General features: G+C 51.0%; 13 protein-coding genes and 1 pseudogene. 6 read left to right on the plus strand and 8 right to left on the minus strand.

From position 1 onward, the window contains the following. Positions 1-115: 115 nt before the first annotated feature. Positions 116-1,798: an FAD-dependent oxidoreductase gene (locus tag ACRJJO_RS05305; protein WP_431064856.1), complete on the minus strand. Its 1,683-nt coding sequence runs from the start codon at positions 1,796-1,798 to the stop codon at positions 116-118. Positions 1,799-2,763: 965 nt separating this feature from the next. Between ACRJJO_RS05305 and ACRJJO_RS05310 the strand changes: the two genes are divergently transcribed. The 6 genes from ACRJJO_RS05310 (at position 2,764) to ACRJJO_RS05335 (ending at position 12,772) form a co-directional block, all read left to right on the plus strand. Further along, on the plus strand, positions 2,764-4,161 hold the full coding sequence (locus ACRJJO_RS05310; RefSeq protein ID WP_431064857.1) for a CmpA/NrtA family ABC transporter substrate-binding protein: 1,398 nt from the start codon (positions 2,764-2,766) through the stop codon (positions 4,159-4,161). A 454-nt stretch (positions 4,162-4,615) separates the two neighbouring features. Then, the gene (locus tag ACRJJO_RS05315) at positions 4,616-5,632 is read left to right on the plus strand and encodes an ABC transporter permease (RefSeq protein WP_431064858.1); all 1,017 of its coding nucleotides are present in this window, start codon (positions 4,616-4,618) and stop codon (positions 5,630-5,632) included. A gap of 13 nt (positions 5,633-5,645) precedes the next feature. Further along, positions 5,646-7,409 (plus strand): ABC transporter ATP-binding protein, encoded by a 1,764-nt coding sequence (locus ACRJJO_RS05320; RefSeq protein ID WP_431064859.1) that lies wholly within the window; start codon positions 5,646-5,648, stop codon positions 7,407-7,409. A 114-nt stretch (positions 7,410-7,523) separates the two neighbouring features. Further along, a complete protein-coding gene (locus ACRJJO_RS05325; RefSeq protein WP_431064860.1) occupies positions 7,524-8,795 on the plus strand; it encodes an alginate export family protein in 1,272 nt (423 codons plus the stop codon). A 78-nt stretch (positions 8,796-8,873) separates the two neighbouring features. Next, complete coding sequence (locus ACRJJO_RS05330; protein WP_431064861.1) at positions 8,874-10,094, plus strand: NAD(P)/FAD-dependent oxidoreductase; 1,221 nt, start codon at positions 8,874-8,876, stop codon at positions 10,092-10,094. Positions 10,095-10,102: 8 nt separating this feature from the next. Continuing rightward, positions 10,103-12,772, plus strand: coding sequence for a molybdopterin-dependent oxidoreductase (locus ACRJJO_RS05335; protein WP_431064862.1), 2,670 nt, complete (start codon positions 10,103-10,105; stop codon positions 12,770-12,772). Between the two features lie 154 nt (positions 12,773-12,926). Here ACRJJO_RS05335 and ACRJJO_RS05340 read toward each other — a convergent pair whose 3' ends face one another. From ACRJJO_RS05340 to ACRJJO_RS05370, 7 genes and pseudogenes are all read right to left on the minus strand, one after another. Continuing rightward, complete coding sequence (locus tag ACRJJO_RS05340; protein WP_431064863.1) at positions 12,927-13,943, minus strand: hypothetical protein; 1,017 nt, start codon at positions 13,941-13,943, stop codon at positions 12,927-12,929. Between the two features lie 22 nt (positions 13,944-13,965). Continuing rightward, positions 13,966-14,370: pseudogene (locus tag ACRJJO_RS05345) on the minus strand (DUF4136 domain-containing protein); the annotation flags it as partial. 429 nt (positions 14,371-14,799) lie between these two features. Continuing rightward, positions 14,800-15,408 (minus strand): hypothetical protein, encoded by a 609-nt coding sequence (locus tag ACRJJO_RS05350; RefSeq protein WP_431064864.1) that lies wholly within the window; start codon positions 15,406-15,408, stop codon positions 14,800-14,802. Between the two features lie 122 nt (positions 15,409-15,530). Next, positions 15,531-16,832, minus strand: a complete 1,302-nt coding sequence (locus ACRJJO_RS05355) for a hypothetical protein (RefSeq protein ID WP_431064865.1) — start codon at positions 16,830-16,832, stop codon at positions 15,531-15,533. A gap of 44 nt (positions 16,833-16,876) precedes the next feature. Continuing rightward, on the minus strand, positions 16,877-17,881 hold the full coding sequence (locus ACRJJO_RS05360) for a DUF4105 domain-containing protein (RefSeq protein WP_431064866.1): 1,005 nt from the start codon (positions 17,879-17,881) through the stop codon (positions 16,877-16,879). A 130-nt stretch (positions 17,882-18,011) separates the two neighbouring features. Further along, positions 18,012-18,917 (minus strand): transporter, encoded by a 906-nt coding sequence (locus ACRJJO_RS05365; protein WP_431064867.1) that lies wholly within the window; start codon positions 18,915-18,917, stop codon positions 18,012-18,014. 114 nt (positions 18,918-19,031) lie between these two features. Next, positions 19,032-20,465 (minus strand): carbohydrate porin, encoded by a 1,434-nt coding sequence (locus tag ACRJJO_RS05370; RefSeq protein WP_431064868.1) that lies wholly within the window; start codon positions 20,463-20,465, stop codon positions 19,032-19,034. Positions 20,466-20,543 lie beyond the last annotated feature (78 nt).

The following is a 20,543-nucleotide window of genomic DNA, read 5'->3' on the forward strand; positions in this document are numbered from 1 at the left end:
ATTGGCATAACGGCAAGTGTCGGGCTTTCGCGATCGATCAGTGAGGCGAGATATTGTCGACTATTTTTAGCGGAAACGGGCTCTATGTTGCCTCCAAACGTAACTATCCCCTTGCTTACATCGCCCGCTTTCTTGCGGAATAAGTCTGCATGCCGCCGGACAATACTTTGACCCGCAAGCCGTTTTGCGTCAAAAGACGATACGCATAATAAGCGCGCTGCCCGACACCGCAGATCAACCAGATATCACGATCCGTCGGTAACTCCTGAATCCGGTCGCGTAACGATTCCAGCGGTAAGTTTTGCGCGGCCGGAACATGGCCGCCGGCATATTCATCCGCGCTGCGCACATCGACCAACAAGGCCGGGGTTGTCTCCAGCTCGTCCCAGTTCGCCAAAGGAAAATCGCCGCGCTGATGGTTGCCGGCCAACATGCCGGCGACGTTGACCGGGTCTTTGGCCGCGCCGAACTGCGGCGCATAACAAAGCTCCAGATTCTCCAGATCGAATATCGTGGCTCCTTGCATCAGCGCCGTCGCGATGACGTCGATCGGCCGCGTGACATCCTTCTCGCCGACGGCTTGCGCGCCCAAAATCTTGTTGTCGGTCTTCGAGAACAATAACTTGATGTGTATCGGTTTCGCGCCAGGGAAATAACTGGAATGGTGACCTGGATGCAAATAGACCTTCTCGAAATCCATACCGAGCCGCTTCAATAGTTTTTCGCTGGCGCCGGTGCAGGCAACGGTGAGCCCGAAAACCTCGCATACGGCGGTTCCCAACACGCCATCGAAAGTCAAGGGCGGCAATGCTTCTTTTTCTCCGCATGAAAAATCATGAATGATTGCCGTAGCCGCAACCCGCCCCTGCCGGTTCGCAGGCCCCGCGAGCGGAACCAGTTGCCATTGCTCGGTGACCCGGTTTTTGACTTCGACGACATCGCCGACCGCCCAAATCGCCGGATCGTTCGTCCGCATGTAGGGATCGACCCGGATTCCGCCGAGCTCGCCCAGTTCCAATCCGGCCTCCCGAGCCAGCGTGGCTTCGGGGCGCACGCCGATTCCCAGGATGACCAGATCGGTGTTGAGCGTTGCGCCTTTCGAAGTGTGCAAGATCAAGCCGCGTTCCGGGTGCCGTTCGAAAGACACGGCGCTCTCGCCGAGTCTCAATTCGACGCCGTTGGCTCTCAGCCTCTCCGAGGCATAGCTTGCTATTTCAGCATCCAACGGCGGCAGCACTTGATCGGCCAATTCGAGTAATGTGACATCGAGTCCCAATGCCACCAGATTTTCGGCCATTTCGAGTCCGATGAAACCACCTCCGACGATCAGGGCGCGCGTTGCCTGAGCAGTGGCGGCTTTGATCTTTCGACTATCCGGAATATTGCGCAAGACATAGACACCCGGCAGATCGATGCCCGGCAAGGGCGGACGGATCGGCTGGGCGCCGGTCGCCAAAACCAGGGCATCATAGGCTTCTTCGCGGTACGTATCCGTTTTCAAATCACGCACTTCTATCGTTCGCGCTTGCCGATTAATGCGCGTGACTTCGGTTTCGGTATGAACTTCGATATTGAAACGGTGCTCAAACAAATCCGGACTAGCCACTAGCAGCTTTGCTTCGGACTCGATTACGTCACCGACGAAGTAAGGCAGGCCGCAATTGGCGAACGAAACGTGTTGGCCTCGTTCGAATACGACAATATCGCAGGTTTCGCAAAGTCTCCGCGCACGCGCCGCGCAAGTCGCTCCGCCGGCAACGCCGCCGACGATGAGGATACGTTTTTTGTTTGGATTCATAATGACACACCTTTGACGACATACTCTTCATAGATCAAAATTCGGCACTGGAATGCCCCCCTAAGCTTTGCCGAAATTTGCAATGCGAAAGATATAATAAGGATCGGATAATAAGAGGAGCATCTCTATCTACCCAGCCGGCACACGAGCAATTTGCGCTAATGCACTTTGGCGTTTCCCCAATCTTTTCTGCCGGTACCGAATTCCGCATTCCATTTTTTCGCTCTAGTCAGACATTGAATTAGAAATAGCTGAGTGTATATATTGCTATGGTAGATTAGCCGGACCAAAGAATCTCCACTGAGTTATTTTACTCCCTTTATACTCAAAAATTAGCTAACTTTATGAAGGTATGGGGCGTGGCTAGCGAGGATGTGGGCAGCAGGGCAGATTATTGCTCCATGCAAAATCTGCATTCACGCCATCCTTGGCGTTCGATTGCTGCCGTCAAGCTCCCATGGATGAGTTTACCCAGCACCTAAATTCCATAGCCCATTGGCTATGATTAACTATCTGGAATAATTTAGGTGCTGGGTGAACGGCGGTCCTCGGTAGACGCATCCCTTACCTTTTGTTCTTAGACGTTTTTTCAATCAAAAGAGAATAATCTGCTCGAAACCGTTCTTCTAACGTCAACGCACACATTTGGTGCCGTACTACCCTGGCAATGAATATCGCTGCACTAAATCATGTCATCGCTTGCCCAGGGGAAAACCGCCCTTACTCCCTCCTCAAATCCAATCCAACCATAGCCTATTGTTATTATTGAATTATTAATTACTATTCCGAAACCATCTCACTATTGGCATTCCATTTGCTTAAATATTAATAAATCTCCAACGACGGAGTAACTGACAAGCTCACTGTCGAGCAAACCGGACAAAGGCGTCTCTCATGCGATAACCCCTCGTATCGCATGGCAGACGCCTTTTTTTTGCCTGAATTTTATATTTGCGGAACCGATCATGAACTCAAACTTAGTATCCAACGCTAAACGACGACCGACCATATTGGCGGCTACCGCAGCCTTTTTGCTTATGGCAAGCACGAATGCTGCTTCGGTAGAAAACCTCGAAAAAGAAGACCTAAAATTGGGTTTCATTAAGCTAACCGATATGGCGCCCTTGGCCATCGCCTATGAAAAAAGGTTTTTCGAAGATGAAGGCCTTTATGTGCAATTAGAAGCCCAAGCTAATTGGAAAGTTTTGCTCGACCGCGTTATCAACGGCGAGTTGGACGGCGCGCATATGCTAGCGGGACAACCCTTGGGCGCGACAATTGGTTTCGGCACGAAAGCCGATGTGATTACCGCGTTTAGCATGGACCTGAACGGCAATGCCGTGACCGTTTCGAACGACATCTGGCAACAAATGAAACCGCATGTACCAATGCAAGACGGCAAGCCGGTGCATCCAATCAAAGCCGAATCTTTGAAACCGGTTATCGAAAAATTCAAGGCCGAAGGCAAACCGTTCAATATGGGCATGGTATTTCCGGTTTCGACGCATAACTACGAACTGCGATATTGGTTGGCGGCCAGCGGTATACAACCAGGTTATTACGCGCCGCCGGGAGAAACGACCGGGCAACTTAATGCCGAAGTTCTGCTGTCTGTCACTCCGCCGCCACAAATGCCAGCCACTCTCGAAGCCGGCACGATTTACGGTTATTGCGTCGGCGAGCCGTGGAACCAGCAAGCGGTGTTCAAAGGCATCGGGGTACCCGTCGTGACCAATTATGAAATTTGGAAGAACAATCCTGAAAAAGTATTCGGTGTCAGTAAAACCTGGGCCGATAAAAACCCGAACACACACTTGGCCATCGTCAAGGCGCTGATTCGCGCGGCGATATGGCTCGACGCCGAAAACAATAAGAACCGCAAAGAAGCAGCCAAGATTATCTCTGACAGCCGTTATGTCGGCGCCGACTACGAAGTGATCGCAAACAGCATGACCGGGTCTTTTGAATATGAAAAAGGCGATGTCCGTTCACTGCCCGATTTCAATGTATTTTTCCGTTATCACGCCACGTATCCCTATTACAGCGATGCAATCTGGTTTCTGACGCAAATGCGCCGCTGGGGACAGATCAACGAACCCAAATCCGACGAATGGTTCGTAGAAACGGCTAAAAAAGTTTATCGCCCGGATATCTATAGGGCCGCCGCAAAAGAATTGATTGCCGAAGGTAAAGCCAAGGCAAGCGATTTTCCGCCTGAAAACGAAACCGGATTCAAACCGCCGCAAGCTGATTTTATCGACGACATTGTTTACGACGGCAGCAAACCGAACGAATACCTAACGAAATTCACAATCGGTCTGAAAGGCAAAGAAATAATGAAAGACGGAAAAATCAGCCAATGACGGCGCATCGCTCCGAATAAAACAAGTAAGGATTTCGTGAAAAATAACTTCCTGGAGCTATGCGTTTTGTAGCGGGTTCGGTAACTCGCTTGACAGGACGCCGTGAACCCAGCACCTAAATTATGCAAGATAGTTACCATAGCCAAAAGGCTATGGAATTTAGGTGCTGGGTGAATACGTCCGTGTAGGCTTGACAGCGGTGACTGATTGCCATGGATGGCATGAATGCAGATTTTGCAGGAGCAAAAATCTGCCCTGCCGCCGACACCTGTCAATCGAGTTACCGAACTTGCTTACCGTGCATTAAAAATAGGGAAGTTATTTATGACCGAATCCTAAATAAAGAACAACCCCTTCCGATAGTGACATCGAATGTCGCCTAGGCGCAAGGACGCGTCATTTTTTTAGACATTCATGACTAAACATGACCGTTGGTTAGACAAAGAGGTTCTCCATGTCGACTACATTAATCAAATTTTTCAACGTGACCGGGCTGACCTGGTTCGTACCGTTCGTCAAGCTTTGTACAGGCGAAAATCCGCAGCAGCAAATGCGGCAAATCGGTTTGACGATCATCGTGCCGATACTGGCTTTCGTCGTATTCCTTGGCCTTTGGAATGCCTCGGCCGTAAAAATCCAAACCAGTTTGGGCGCGATTCCGGGACCAAAAGCCGTATGGCATGAAGCGCAGGGACTGATCGACGCCCATCATGCCGAAAGAGAAAAAATGGCCGCATTCTACGAGCGCCAAAAAATCCGCAATCAACAAAAGTTGGCGCGCGACCCGCAAGCCGAAATCAAAACACGGCCCTATACCGGCAAACCGACTTACTTCGACCAAATTTTGACCAGTCTTTATACCGTATTCACGGGCTTTATCATTGCAACATTGATTGCTGTGCCGCTCGGTATTCTTTGCGGCATGAGCCCGGTCATTAATACCGCGATCAACCCAATGATTCAGATCTTCAAACCGGTTTCGCCGCTCGCTTGGTTGCCGATTGTGACGCTGGTTGTCAGCGCGGTCTACATCACAACGGACGATTCATGGTTCGAAAAAGCCTTTTTGACCTCGGCAATTACCGTCACGCTATGCTCGTTATGGCCGACGCTGATCAACACCGCGGTCGGCGTCTCGTCGATCGACAAGGATTTGGTCAATGTCGGCAAAGTCCTTCGTCTCAACTGGAGCACGCAGATCAAGAAGATCGTACTACCCTCGGCCTTACCCTATATCTTCACCGGCATGCGCATGTCGCTTGGGGTTGGCTGGATGGTGCTGATCGCGGCCGAAATGCTCGCACAAAACCCAGGCCTTGGAAAGTTTATCTGGGACGAGTTTCAAAACGGCAGCTCGAATTCCTTAGGCCGTATCATGGTCGCGGTATTCACGATCGGCATCATCGGGTTCATGCTGGACCGCATCATGCATTCGCTGCAACAAGCCTTCTCCTTCGGCAAAACACTCTGACCCGGAGACCGACATGAAAACATCCCGACTCTTACGTATCGATGACGAATCAATCGACACGCCGGCACCCGCAGCACCCTTAGCCAAGGTCCATTCCTTGAAACCTTTCTTACAACTCAAAAACGTTTATAAATCCTACGGCGAGGGCAAGGGTAAAACGCCGGTATTGAAAAACATCAATCTGGACATCGAGGCAGGCGAATTTATCGCGATCGTCGGTTTTTCAGGCAGCGGCAAGACCACGCTGATCTCAACGATCGCAGGATTGATCGAGGCCGACAGCGGCGAGGTGCTTAAACAAGGCCGGCCGATCAAGGGACCGGGGCCTGACCGTTGCGTGGTCTTTCAAAATTATTCGCTGCTGCCTTGGCTGACCGTATTCGACAATGTCGCACTGGCCGTCGATCAACGCTTCAAGGATTGGCCTGCCGACCGGCGTAAAGCGCATACCGAAAAATACGTACGCATGGTCAATTTAGGTGCTGCAATAACCAAAAAACCGGCCGAATTGTCGGGCGGCATGCGTCAACGCGTCAATGTGGCCCGGGCCTTGGCCGCCAATCCCGATATCTTGTTGTTGGACGAACCCTTGAGCGCATTAGATGCGCTGACGCGCGGCAAACTTCAGGACGAAATCCTCGCAATTTGGCAAGCGGAAAAGAAAACCGTCATTTTGATCACGAACGATGTCGACGAGGCGATCTATATGGCCGATCGCGTCATCGCACTGAATCCCGGACCCGGCGCGACATTCGGGCCCAGCTTCAAGATTCCGTTGGCAAGACCGCGCGGCCGAACCGCGCTGAATCACGATGAAACCTTCAAGAAACTCCGCGCCGAAATCACTCGCTATTTGATGGGTGTCGGTATGCAAAAAGCCGACGCGTCCGATAAAGAAAACATTGTTTTGCCGGATGTTCGACCCAACACCAGCAACGATTGGAAATTGGACATCTCAGCTTTAAAACCCAAACAAAACGATCTTGGCAAACCGCGTTATCTGGAATTCTCGCAACTCTCGAAAATCTATCCGACACCCGACGGTAAAAGCACGGTCAAGGTTGTAGACGGATTTGACATGTTAGCCAAAAAAGGCGAATTCATCTCGATCATCGGCCATTCGGGCTGCGGTAAATCGACCGTACTGTCGATGACCGCAGGCCTGACCGACGTTTCCGAAGGCGGTATCGTGCTGGATAACAAAGAAATCGACAGTGCCGGTCCGGACAAGGGCGTCGTATTCCAATCGCCCAGCCTATTTCCCTGGTTGACCGCTTTCGAGAACGTCATGATCGGCGTCGACAACGTTTATCCGCATGCATCGCAATCCGAGCGCGACGATATCGTCGAATATTACTTAACCCGCGTCGGACTGGCCGATGCAATAGATAAAAAAGCGGCGGACCTCTCCAACGGAATGCGCCAACGAGTCGGCATTGCCCGCGCCTTTGCATTGTCGCCGAAACTGTTATTGCTCGACGAACCATTCGGCATGCTCGATTCGCTGACCCGTTGGGAATTGCAGGAAGTCCTGATGGAAGTCTGGGAACGAACCCATGTAACAGCGATCGTCGTGACCCACGATGTCGACGAGGCCATCCTGCTCGCCGACCGGGTCGTGATGATGACCAATGGTCCGCACGCGAAGATCGGCAAGATCGAAACGATCGATCTACCAAGGCCGCGCACACGACAAGCCTTGCTCGATCACCCGGATTATTACCAGTACCGAGAAAGCCTACTGACTTTTCTAGCCGAATGCGACCATACGCATTAAGGTGCTTGAAGAAATTACGCGATGCGTACTCGCTGTAACCGCGTGTTGCCTAAGCCCGTTCTAATGGATCGCATGTGCGATCAAAACGATTTCATGTTCATTAAGGAGAATACGATGCTATTAGCTACCGCTTTACCGCTTAAAACCCGAAGGTCTTGGCATATCGCCTGTTCGGCAACATTAATCGCGATAACATCGTCAGCCCAGGCCGGCGGCTTCGACGAAACGATTGAAAACGCACTTAAATTTGGACAAAGCGACGGTAAATACGGCCAAGTTACTTTCGATCTGAACTACCGCTACGAACATGCCAACACCGAAAGCACCCCGCCGGAACCGGCCAATGCCAATACCTTTCGCTTGCGTCTGGGCTATTTGAGTCCGAATGTATTCGGTTGGCAAGGTTTCGTCGAATACGAGAATATCTTTGCCGCGCAGCGCGATTACAATGGCGTATCCACCGGCAACAGCCGCTTTCATGTTGTCGCCGACCCGGCCGACCGGCACGAATTGAATCAACTCTGGCTCACCTTTAACGGTATTCCGGATACATTGATCAAGGGCGGCCGGCAACGCATCAAGCTGGACGACGACCGCTTCATCGGTAACGTCGGTTGGCGGCAAATGGAGATGACCTACGATTCTGTGTTGGTGACGAACACCTCGATTGCCGATTTGACGATTCGGGCCGGCTATATCGGCAGAGTCCGAAACATTCTTTCGTTGACCGACAACACCGAACTCCCTTTACTCAACGTTAATTACAACTTCGGCAATTTGGGCAGTGCAACCGCTTACGGTTACTGGTTGAAATATACCGAAGACAAGGCGTTGTTCGGCCGATCCAGCCAAACCTATGGTATTAGACTGATTGGCTCGCCGCAAATCAACGAAGACTTGGCGTTGCATTACACGGCCGAATACAGCTATCAAGCCGATTATCAAAACAATCCGAACAGCTTCGCATTGGATCGTTACAACTTGATGGGCGGATTGACGCTATTCGGCATCACGGCAAAAGCTGCCATGGAACAACTTAATGGCAACGGGCGCAATGCCTTCCAAACGCCGCTCGGCACCAACCATGCTTTTCAAGGCTGGGCCGACCGATTTCTGGCAACGCCTGGCGACGGTATTCGAGACGTCAATTTCACCTTGGCAAGCAGCGTGCTCGGCGCCAATATGATGTTCGTCTATCACAACTTCACCGACGACAGCGGTAGTATCGATTACGGCAACGAATACGATTTTCAGGTCACCAAGGCGTTCGGCAAGCATTATTCCGTCTTGTTGAAATACGCCTATTACGACTCCGATGCTAACGCCCCCGCTTTTGCCCAAAACGACACGCAAAAGGTTTGGGTGCAGGGCAACATTTCGTTTTAACCGATTTACCGGCGCAACTCGGCTATTCATTCACCCGGTAAAGTCAACGCGCCCGCATCTTCTTTGAGGAGAATGGTCATGAAACAAAAACTGGTCGTCATCGGTAACGGCATGGCGGGCATGCGTACCGTCGAAGCCTTGATCGAATCGGCACCCGACTTATACGACATCATCGTATTCGGCGCCGAACCTTACGGGAATTACAATCGCATCTTGTTGACGCCGGTCTTGTATGGGGAAAAACGGATCGATGACATCATGATTCACGACTTTGCCTGGTATCGAAAACACCATATCACGCTGCATTGCGGCCCGGGTAAAACCGTCGTCGATGTCGACCGGAGCCGCCGCCGCGTGATCGCAAAGGACGGCACGGAAGCTTCTTACGACCGGTTATTGATCGCAACCGGTTCGCTGCCGTTGATTCTACCGATTCCGGGCCGCGATACCGATGGCGTGATGAGTTTTCGCGAAATTGCCGATGTCGAAACGATGATCGCAAAAAGCCGAAGCAAACGGCACGCCATCGTACTCGGCGGCGGCTTGTTGGGTTTGGAAGCCGCCAACGGTCTTAAGCAGCGCGGCATGCATGTGACCGTCATCAATCGCGCCGATCATTTATTGAATCGCCAACTCGATAACGAGGCCGGCGATCTCTTGAAAGCGCAGCTCGAATCCAAGGGGCTTCATTTCAAGCTGGGTTGTACGATCGAGAACATTATCAGCCAAGGCGGTCATATTGCCGAAGTCGAACTGAGCGACGGCAGCATCCTGCCCGCCGATCTACTGATCATGGCAACCGGTATCAGGCCGAATATCGCACTCGCAAAAACCATCGGTCTCGACTGCGAACAAGGCATCGTCGTCGACGACACGATGCAAACCAGCGATCCTACGATCTATTCGGTCGGCGAATGCGTGCAGCATCGCGGCGAATTATTTGGACTGGTCGCGCCGGTCTACGAGCAAGCCAAGGTCTGCGCCAGGCAATTGAGTCATCGAAACGATTCGCGTTATCAAAGCCTGTTGCCGGCAGCCCGGCTCAAGGTTACCGGCATCGATCTGTTTTCGGCAGGCGATTTCAATGGCGGCGAACACTGCGAGCAGATCGTCTTCAAGGACCCTGCCCTGCATATCTATAAAAAATTGGTCATCAAGAATCGGCGTATCGCCGGCATCGTGCTCTACGGCGATACCGTCGATTCGGCTTGGTATCTCGATTGTTTGAAAAACCGGACCGACATTTCGCCGTACCGAGATTGTCTGATTTTCGGACGCCCACTCCCGATTGCCGCGTGACTGCCGCCATGAACGGAAAGACAATTAAAACCACCTGTCCCTATTGCGGAGTCGGCTGCGGTATCGTTGCAACCGTCGACGATTCTATCGCCCACAAAGTGACGATACAAGGCGACCCGGATCACCCCGCCAATTTCGGTAAACTGTGCTCGAAAGGTTCGGCATTGGGCGATACCGTGTCGGTAGAAAACCGTCTGCTGCATCCCGAAGTTCATGGCATACCATGCGACTGGAATACCGCGCTCGACACCGTTGCCGACGGTTTGACTTCTGTCATCCGGCAATACGGGCCCGACGCGGTAGCATTCTATGTTTCTGGCCAGTTATTGACCGAAGACTATTATGTCGTCAATAAATTCATGAAAGGCTTTATCGGTTCGGCCAATATCGATACCAATTCCCGGCTGTGCATGTCCTCGGCCGTCACCGGCTACAAAAGAGCCTTCGGCGCCGATGCCGTCCCGTGCAGCTATGAAGACTTGGAAGCCGCCGAATTGATCGTGCTGACCGGCTCGAACACCGCATGGTGTCACCCGGTCGTGTTTCAGCGCATCCTAAGAGCCAAAAAAAACAATCCGACGCTAAAAATCGTCGTCATCGATCCGCGCCGAACCGCGACATGCGACAGCGCGGATTTGTATTTGGCGATCAAGCCGGGCACGGACGGCATATTATTCAACGGTTTGTTGGCTTATTTGGCGCAAAGCGACGCGCTCGATAACGACTATATCGCCGCGTATACTCAGGATTTCGAATGGGCTTTACAGTCCGCCCGAAACACTGCAGGAAGTATTGAAGCTGTCGCGCAAGACTGCGGTTTGTCTTCGGCCGACATCGAAAAGTTTTACGGTTGGTATGCGAAGACCGCTAAAACCGTCACGGTCTATTCGCAAGGCGTCAATCAATCGGCCTCCGGGTCCGATAAATGCAATGCCATCATCAATTGTCATTTAGCAACCGGTAGAATCGGCAAACCGGGCATGGGGCCTTTTTCGTTCACCGGCCAGCCGAATGCGATGGGCGGACGCGAAGTCGGCGGTTTGGCCAATACCTTGGCCGCTCACATGGAACTGGATAATCCCGAGCATATCGACCGCGTAGCCCGCTTTTGGCAAACCGACCAGATCGCGACCCGTCCCGGCCTGAAAGCGGTCGAACTGTTCGATGCGATTGATGCGGGCACCGTCAAGGCGGTTTGGATTATCGCAACGAATCCGGTCGTCACTCTGCCGGACGCGGACAAAGTTAAAAATGCGCTGAAACGCTGCGATCTCGTCATCGTATCGGATTGCATCAAGAATACCGATACAGTCGATTTAGCGCATGTCCGCCTACCGGCGGCCGGCTGGAGCGAAAAAGACGGCACCGTCACGAACATGGAAAGGCGCATATCGCGTCAGCGACCGCTATTCCCTTTTTCCGGAAGCGCTAGGCCGGATTGGTGGATCGTCAGTCAAGTCGCCGCCCGCATGGGCTTCAAACATGCCTTCGCCTACCGGTCCTGCGCCGACATTTTCCGCGAACATGCCGCGCTTTCCGGCTTTGAAAATAACCGGGAAGACCAACCGCGCGATTTCGATATTTCGGCCTTCGGAGATCTGACCGAAGACGCCTACGACCATTTACAACCTGTGCAATGGCCGGTCAGTATAAAGAATCCTAACGGCACCGCGCGCCTTTTCGCCGACGGCAAGTTTTATACGCCGTCCCGAAAAGCCCGGTTCATTGCGATTCGCCCGCGCTCGCCGGTTAACAAACCCGATCCGAATTATCCTTTCACGTTGAATACCGGACGCCTGCGCGATCAATGGCATACGATGACCCGAACCGGCTTGTCGGCGAAACTGAATGCTCATAAACCGGAGCCTTTCGTTGAGATTCATCCGCTCGATGCGGCACGTTATTATTTACAAACGCATGATCTAGCGACGATCTCGAGTCTATGGGGCAATATGATCGTCCGAGTCGTCGTCACAGAAAATCAGCAATCCGGCAGTTTATTCGTGCCAATGCACTGGACTGCGCAAGTCAGTAGCCGTGGACGAGTCGGCGCATTGGTCAACCCGGTCGTCGATCCGCATTCAGGCCAACCGGAAAGCAAGCAAACCCCGGCAGCCATCACGCCTTATCGAGCGCTCTGGTACGCGATGTTATTGACGCGTTCACCATTGATGGTCGACGATATAGAATACCGCGTTACAGTCAAAGGCAACGGCTTTATCCGCTACGAGCTAGCCGACCGCACCCCCTTCCCTTCTTGGCCCGACTGGCTAAAATCGCTATCCGGCGAGTCGAACAACCCTCATTGCCTGGAATACAGTGATCCGGAACGCGGAGTGTATCGCAGCGCGCTAATCATCGACGACCAATTGGAAGTTTGCTTATTCGTGTCCTCAACACCGTCATTGCCGGGAACCGGCTGGCTTGAGACGCTATTCGCACAACCGCAGATCAACAAAGAGGAGCGCTTACGATTATTGAGCGCTTTGCCGCCGGAAGGACAAGAGGATTGCGGCCGCTTGGTTTGTTCCTGTTTCAATGTCGGCGAAAAATCGATCGCCAAAGCGGTCCGGGAATTCAATTTGGCGAACGTCGAACAAATCGGGCAACGACTCAGCGCAGGAACCGGCTGCGGCTCTTGTCTGCCGGAACTTAAACGATTTTTGCCGAAGCAATAAACCGCTTTAAACACCAAATCACTGACCATTTTGTTCTATCAAGGAAAACTCATACGAATAGACAGGGATAGTATGGAACACGAAATCGTAATCTCCGTGTTGAATGGGGCGCACCATATCCGGCCGCAATCCAAGTATATTCCAAAAAAGCCCCTTACATAATTGCCTTACGCAAGTTAATCAGCCTCTTTACGATTTCGGCGCGCATCTGCTCGCGCCCAATCGAATGTTTCAAGCCGCTACCGAAGCCCGCCACTTGGTCGGTAAAGCTCCGGTTGGCATAGAAAACCAATGAGCCATCCCGATAAGGCAGACAGGCGATACTGAGTTGATTGGAATTATAGGAGTGCCCGACATAAAACTGCCGGGACAGCATGACTTCGGCGCCATTCGATGACAACATGATGCGATGCCCCAGGATTGCGGTGGGGCGCCCTTCGACATTGCGATTGAGCCAGAAAAATTGTTCGTCTGCACCCGCAGGCATTGCCGCGGGATAATCGAGCCAAGCCTTGTAAACTTGCGGAAAATAACGCGTCAATACTTTATTGGCCAATGTTGCGGTGCGAAGCTCTTCCGCAGGCCTCGCCGTCAAACCGTCGCCGCGATCATAATTGGCAATCCCTTTCAGTCCATTTTTGCGATAAGATTGCATGCGTTCGAGAAGAATGCGCCGATAGGATTGTGACGCCACGTCGGCTTGCGCGGCGTCGATGCTCTTAAGAAGCTTGAATTCGTCGATCGACAAATTGAATTGACTGCCCGGTTGCGCCCGCATGAAATTCTTTGCCTCCCCACTTCCTGCCTTTAAAGCAAAACCTTTGAACGACTCCAGTGTCGCGTTGGCCGGAATCTTACCTTGCGAAATGAGATCGGTATCAATGGTTCCGAGATCTTTCTCGTTAATGTACTGAACGAGCTTGGAAGGTTTAGCCGGTATGTACATCACGACGCCGGCGGCCAATTCTTTTTCGTTGTTTTCCGCGATATCGAATGAGACGGTTTTACCCTGCTCCAGATTGGCTAACTCTTTCGAGTTAATGCCGAGCAACCCCATCAACGCCGTCACTTCCGATGAGTCTTCCGCTTGCGCCGGAATAATACAGACTAATCCCAGAACAAAGATAAGCCGACAGAATAATGTTTTGATCGATTGATTATTTTGAAACATGACCCAATACCTTTTTTGATGATCAATGTGCAACTATTGCAGGATAATTTTGGATGAATTTTTCCACACCCTCCCGGATTCGTTCGGCGTTCGTTTCCGGTTTACCGACGGTACCGGTAATGGCTCCACGAAACACTAATTTCTGCGTCTTTGCATCGACGAAGTCCAGTATCAAAGTGCCCTCCGTGTATTGAGAAACATCGGTATAACCGTACGAGGCACCTGCCCATGCTCCGTAGCGATAAGGAACGCCGGGCGATTGATGGACTGTTACTTTTTGTTTGGTCGATACATGCCGCACGACATGAAGGTCTGCGTTTTCGGATACCTCGATGATACCGCGAGCGTACAATTGCGTCCGTAGCGAATCTCGAAGCGCCGCCTCAACCGATGGCGCCATTGGAATCGCTGCATCGGAAGGCTCTAAAGAATAAGTTTTTTAGCGATCGAAAGACGCCTAGCGATCATAGACCGTGACAACTTGGACCGATGAACAGGCCGCCAAACAGAGGCTTGCAACAAGAATGGCATAGGGCTTGATAGTTGTAATCATGAAAAAAACCAATTTAATTGTATTGACCAAAGAAATACTGCTACTCAACTAACGATGTGACTATTTTGACAAATCACTAATCCACACCGATTGTGTTAATGAAGACAATGTTCGCGTTAGTAGTTGAAAAGGTATCGAAATCGTCATCCCGGCAGGGATTGCCGGGATCCAGACCACAAGGAAGTAAAAGACCCTTGTCATTCCCCCAGCAATCCATGACGGGGCTAGTCCAACTATTAACGCAAACATAGCTTTATTAAACCCTGGGTTAATCTTTACATCGGCTTGAGCAGCATCAGTATTTCATTCATGTTGAAACGAATGGAGCCGGGGCGGCTTAATCAGATTTGTTCTGTTGAAATCGAATATTAGAAATGCCGTGTAATAGTTATAGAACGTTTCGGCGAGAAATGACGATGTCCGGAAAATATGCCGTCCTGAAGGCAATTCGAAAATATCGAAGAAAAAATTAGCATAACCTGTTTGGTATTCCGCTTTATAAAACGCGAGCTCGCCAATCGAAATAAAGTTGCCTTCGACCTCGGGCACGCCGACTAACATTTTGCCGGCCTCGGTTCCGAAAGACGAAAGAATAGCGTTGATGCGATAAGATGCTTTTGCTGCCTCATTTTGTACAAAGTAACCCTGTTGGCCCAACCATCCGGCCAAAACATCCCGCACAAGCTTTTCATCCCCACTGATACCGGAAATTTCGAGAAAGACATTTGCACCCGTCGATATCGGTAACAAACTGTCGGCTTCCTGAGGAAGGCTGCGAATCAATGCCTCGCTCAAGAGTAATTGTTCAATAGCTGCGCGTTTTGACTGGGTTGCCACGTGGGTTGTAGAACATGCCGTAAATAATGTCATCACTATCAAGGCGGTGATCAGCAGTCTGAATTGTTTTGACATGATTTTGGCCATTCATGGATAGATAAACTAAAGAATAGATGGGCAAGCGCGCCACGATTTTTCGCGAAAACCGGCATGAGATTCGCCCGGTTTCAGCTACCAAAATTGCGACGTGCTTGAAGTCATTTGACGGTTTTGACAAATTCACACCTTTCTTCGATCAACGGTAAAGCATTCGGGTGACCGATGCCGTTGGCAATCAACGCGACGACGCGATCATCTCGATCGTAACCTAAATGGGCCTCCAACGGATTGGCCAAATCGCTTAGGCCGAATGCATCGATGATCTTTGCGACGTTGATGTTGACATTAGTGACTGTTGCACAAAGTCTCGAATCAAGATACTTGTCTTTGTATCCCGGCGGTATACCGTAACTTAACAAGTCGTTGGGATCGCTGAATGCCACGATCGCCGTCTCGTTGACCATGCGCTCATCGTAACGGTCGCTTGCAGGACTGCAATAGCTTTCGCCTTGACCGCTCACTTCGGGAAGTTTTCTTCCTAATTGCAGCATTGGCAACTGGTTCGACAGCATGTAGATGGGTAAACGTTTATTTTGCAAAGCCTCGATGGACGCCCTAGTTACCTCAGTTTTTTTGCTAGGATCGGCAAACTTTTCAGCATTCGCCAAAAGATAAGCAATGCGCTGCATGCCGTCGATCGTGATACGGCTGCCCAAGCTGTGCGAAATAAAAACATAATCGTCATGTGCGATATGGCCGATATTCTCGTCATGCAAGCCGGTACAGGTATGGCTACCGCTGTCAGGAAGATCCAGCCAATCGCCACTGGCCATCCAACAAAATGATTGTGCAAAGCCCGCTAAAATCGCTTCTCTGCTTTCTCCCAAATAAATAATCGGATCGGGGCCTGTATCATTGCTGAATTTTTTCAGCATACTGTTGATTCTGGCACGCCTGAATTCGTAGTCTCCCGAATTGTCGAATGCCAGTAACGCTTTTTGGTCTCGAGTAATATTCGACCAAGTCCATTCATAAAAAATCAGCTCGCGCCCATCTTTTTCGTTAAGAAGCTGCGTGATACGTAGATTACCGAGATCCTTCTCCGGAACTAAAGGTGCGTTCAACGTGATATTTTTCGGGGTTTCAGAACGTACATTCAAGTTCAACTGCTTGGCAAGTTTCTCCATGAATTCGGTCGTATAGCCCGGCAGATGATCGCCGACACCATGCACGAACAACAGCTTGGTTTTGCCCTGCGGCTTACCCAAACCGGAGCTAATTCCGGTAAAAGGCTGGCCCCAGACTTGGCAAACTCGCGTATCCTCGGCTTCCGATTTTTCCAGCATTGCCTCGACCATGCCCTTGCCGATGCCCGTGCATCCCGATAACAACATCGTCACTAGCATAGACGATAGCAAGTGACCCGCCTTTACTTTCAGGTATTTGGAATTAATATTCATAGCTTTTTTTCCTTACATTTCATTAAAGTTGATAGGGCAAATGATTAATTGGGTTTGAGAATTGTCGTGCGGATACGTCTTGAAAAATCGGCCTCTTGATCGCCCCTCTGCGCCCATTCATTGATCAGCGATTGTCGTTGTAATTCCTTGAACGGAACCCGGGTATCGAGCCTATTGGATTCGTATAGGTATTCCGGCAGATAGCCGCTCAATAAAATTTTCCAGGAAAAGCGTAGATGTTCAGGATTGATGCGCGAACGCAGCCAGATGGCGGTCGTGCAGTTGTCCACCAAGGTATTGTAAAACTCGGGTTTTTCGTTCAGCGAATTGATCTTATCCAGGTAACCCAAAAACAGACGCTTGGCGTTTTGCGGGGGGCCTTGTAGCCGGTACAGATAGACCTGTTCTGGCGGATCGTTTCTATAATTTGTGCGCAGCCGAATCACATCGCGCTCGTCCGCGACGATATAGATCAGCTCATACTGCCGGAAAAAACCCTTGATCGTCGAATAGCCTTCGCTCAACTCCTTGCGCGCTTCGATCGAAACCGCCAGATGACCACCGTCGCCGAAATTGAAGCTTAGAATCGTATGCGCAATCGCAGGCCCCATCCAATACACAGAGAACAAATCGACGCCTTCTAATTCGTTCAAGTCGAAGGTTTTCGTGTAATAAGCCGGAACATAAGTGAATTCGCTCCGGTAGTCGAAATTACGGATATTGTGAACGGTGACTTTGTCGCCGTCGAAGGTAGCATAAGCCAGCTTAGCCACATCGGGTTGCCATTGCCGATCGTTCGAAGGACTGATCGAAAGCCACCAGATCAGAATTAGCGAAAATACAACCCCATAGCCGTAAAGGCAGCGTTTACGCCAATGTGGAAATCCCAGGCTAATCAGTGTGACCAGACTGAACACACCAAAACCGGCAGATAAAAAATTCCAGATAATGCCGCTATCCGAATCGCCGAAATAAACGGCAAGAGCCCCCCATACGGAAGTCGCGATAATAATCAACGCCATTAATGACAACTCGATGAATCGCTTCATGTTTTGAAAGTACTCCCGAACTCAAAGATCATGGTTAGTATGTCGATATCACAGTGCCTTCCCCCAAATTGACACTTTCGCGCTGAATGCAATAAACGACGGGGGTAATAAAACTTCGCTCAATCTCATCTCAGAACCCTCCGCCGAAACGATATTGCCAAGCAATGCCCGCCACATCGAAGTCGCTTCCGATACGGGTCGAGACGCCGGTACTGTAATAGATTTTGACGGAGTTATAACGGTTTACGGGCAATGCCAGTGTGGCGCCCATACGTGAATTTTCCAACCGGTCGTTACTTTTTGATCCGTCCACGCTAGTCTGACCGCCGGTATAAAAAGTACCGTCCACAGCTGCCCAGATACCGTAGCCGAAGCTGTAAACAATGTGACCCTGAACAGAATAGATAGGCTCCTGTTCACGCAGTTGACCGCCGAAAAACTCATCGTTTTCGCTGAAGAATCGGACCCCACCGGCCAACTCCAATGTTAAAGGTCCATAACTCTTGGCAATGCCTATCTCCGGTTTGATAGACCACCGATTGGTACCGATGTTAACGAGTTTGTCGGCGTCATATTGCCCGCCCGGCGCCGTCACTTCTAGAACGGTGCCGATAACAAGGTCTTGTCGATAATGCTTGAATTCATCCATAGGATATGCGGGAGCGCCGAAAAGGTTGAGCGAAAAGCGAAAACGCGGATCGGCGAAGCCGTCCACGCGGCGCTCGCGAGTTTGACCAAATGCCTTGGCGTCGCCTGAAAGCCAGGCATAGGGCACCACTACGTCAAACTTGGCGGACTTACCTAAGACATCCAGCGAACGAGCATAGGCAAAAAACATAGAATGAACCTGGAGCTGCGCATCTTGTAAAGGCAACGAAGGATCGGTCGCGACACTGCCTTCCGTGAGTCCGTAACCCATGACCAGAAAATTCAGACCCACGGGAGTGTTGACATACGAGCGCGGTTCCAGCTCCTGGCCTTGCGTACGAAAAGTTACGAATACGAAGAACATCGCGAAAAAGTTAACTATCCGCATCACAGTCCTCTACGGCCATTGCTTGGCAACGGCTCGAGTCTATATGTTTTGCCGTTTTTTTTCACAGTCGAACCGGTTTGAACATTGTCTTTTCGAATCAACACTTGAAGCCGATTAAAATTTGATATTCATACGCAAACTCGCTTCGAGCGTCGTATCCAAGCCTTGCAACTCACCATTGCTGTTGAGTGTTTTATTCAACGCAGAGTTGATGATCTGAAGATTGGGGCTCAAAGTGAGCCAAGGCGTAACCGAAGCGGTGTAATACAATTCTATTGCGTCCTCGTAATCGAGCCCGAGATTGAGCCGCTCGCGAAGTAGCGGTACAAAATGGTCGCTGAATTGCGTGCGCGCCCAGCCAATACCGAACGAGTCGTCAGGCCGACCGGGCATGACGCCCTTGCCGCCGATTCCCATCAGATAACTGTACTGAATGGGATTCGGATTACCGTCGGTAGCGCCAAAGCTGAAGAAAAGGCCGATACCTTTGCTCGAATCGCCTTCCGGCTGCCATAAATACTGATCGAAGCTGTAAATAACCGCCCAGGTGTTGTCTTTTCGGTTCGCCGGTCTAACCGGGACGAGCAGTTCCGGAAAAAATCGCTCGAGAATCCGGCTGAGTATCGTGCCGGGGTTTGCAAGCCTGGGAAATCTTTCGTTCAAAAGCATACGACCTATGTTGGCAGGGTCCTGATCTAGAGAAAAACGGGGCTTGTCACTCCATATTCCGCTGACACTCTGATGACCGACCAGCCCGAACGGCTTGATTTTGATATTTGCCGCACTAACGACGGTCGTACCGTCATCAAAAGCCTTGCCGACATCATTGTCTGTCGGCGTGCCGCTCGCATCGAGAGCCATCGCCGCCAGCGTAATATTTTCCGTCGGCAAAAATAAAATTCCTCCGCCATAAGCCGAGAGCGGAACCATTGCATAAGCCATCGAGAAATTCATCGCTGCATTCGAAAACTGAGTGCGATAATTGCCGTAGAATTCAGTCGGCGTAAAATCGAACAGATTGACTTTCCCCATGAATACGCCGAATTGGGGACTGAAAAACTGCGTGAATGTCGCACCCATCAACGCGTTATCGGCTTCATTGACACCGGGAAACAAATAGGATGCGTTGGTGGGTACTACGGCGCCGACATCGTTGTAAAGTGTATTGCCGAAGCTTGAAACACCTTCGAACTTGAAGAAACCGCCCGGCCAGAGTCCCATTTTACCCATGTCCAGATCGAGCGAGTAGTCGACGTTGCCCCAGAATTCCGCAGCCGTGTCCTTACCGCCTGCAATGACACCCTGCGGAAGCAAATACATGTCTGCGTCCAACACTACACCCTTTTTAGCCAATTCGTCTCTCGACCCGCCCCAACTGCCGCTGAGCCGAGGCCGCGACGACAAGTCGCCGCCCCAAGTCGGCGGCGTGTCGATCGGCCCTAGCGCTCTGGCATACGGGTTTGCAGCCATCAGCAGTATCATGCCGAGTAGGAGCGGCGCGGCATTCTTTAATCGTAGGAAAGTTAACGAAAAATTCATGGGGTTCATGACAAAAGTCCGGTGGTAAACAAATTATTCCGCGCAAAATCATTAAACCGAGAACGCAACTCAAAAAGTTGAGTTCTC

The sequence above is a fragment of the Methylotuvimicrobium sp. genome, assembly GCF_050611805.1.
Lineage (GTDB): Bacteria > Pseudomonadota > Gammaproteobacteria > Methylococcales > Methylomonadaceae > Methylotuvimicrobium.

What these genes read in the sequence shown, in the direction of transcription:
- ACRJJO_RS05305 (WP_431064856.1), bottom strand. Translation starts at nt 1,798, where the DNA reads ATGAATCCAAACAAAAAACGTATCCTCATCGTCGGCGGCGTTGCCGGC.
- ACRJJO_RS05310 (WP_431064857.1), top strand. Translation starts at nt 2,764, where the DNA reads ATGAACTCAAACTTAGTATCCAACGCTAAACGACGACCGACCATATTG.
- ACRJJO_RS05315 (WP_431064858.1), top strand. Translation starts at nt 4,616, where the DNA reads ATGTCGACTACATTAATCAAATTTTTCAACGTGACCGGGCTGACCTGG.
- ACRJJO_RS05320 (WP_431064859.1), top strand. Translation starts at nt 5,646, where the DNA reads ATGAAAACATCCCGACTCTTACGTATCGATGACGAATCAATCGACACG.
- ACRJJO_RS05325 (WP_431064860.1), top strand. Translation starts at nt 7,524, where the DNA reads ATGCTATTAGCTACCGCTTTACCGCTTAAAACCCGAAGGTCTTGGCAT.
- ACRJJO_RS05330 (WP_431064861.1), top strand. Translation starts at nt 8,874, where the DNA reads ATGAAACAAAAACTGGTCGTCATCGGTAACGGCATGGCGGGCATGCGT.
- ACRJJO_RS05335 (WP_431064862.1), top strand. Translation starts at nt 10,103, where the DNA reads ATGAACGGAAAGACAATTAAAACCACCTGTCCCTATTGCGGAGTCGGC.
- ACRJJO_RS05340 (WP_431064863.1), bottom strand. Translation starts at nt 13,943, where the DNA reads ATGTTTCAAAATAATCAATCGATCAAAACATTATTCTGTCGGCTTATC.
- ACRJJO_RS05350 (WP_431064864.1), bottom strand. Translation starts at nt 15,408, where the DNA reads ATGTCAAAACAATTCAGACTGCTGATCACCGCCTTGATAGTGATGACA.
- ACRJJO_RS05355 (WP_431064865.1), bottom strand. Translation starts at nt 16,832, where the DNA reads ATGAATATTAATTCCAAATACCTGAAAGTAAAGGCGGGTCACTTGCTA.
- ACRJJO_RS05360 (WP_431064866.1), bottom strand. Translation starts at nt 17,881, where the DNA reads ATGAAGCGATTCATCGAGTTGTCATTAATGGCGTTGATTATTATCGCG.
- ACRJJO_RS05365 (WP_431064867.1), bottom strand. Translation starts at nt 18,917, where the DNA reads ATGCGGATAGTTAACTTTTTCGCGATGTTCTTCGTATTCGTAACTTTT.
- ACRJJO_RS05370 (WP_431064868.1), bottom strand. Translation starts at nt 20,465, where the DNA reads ATGAACCCCATGAATTTTTCGTTAACTTTCCTACGATTAAAGAATGCC.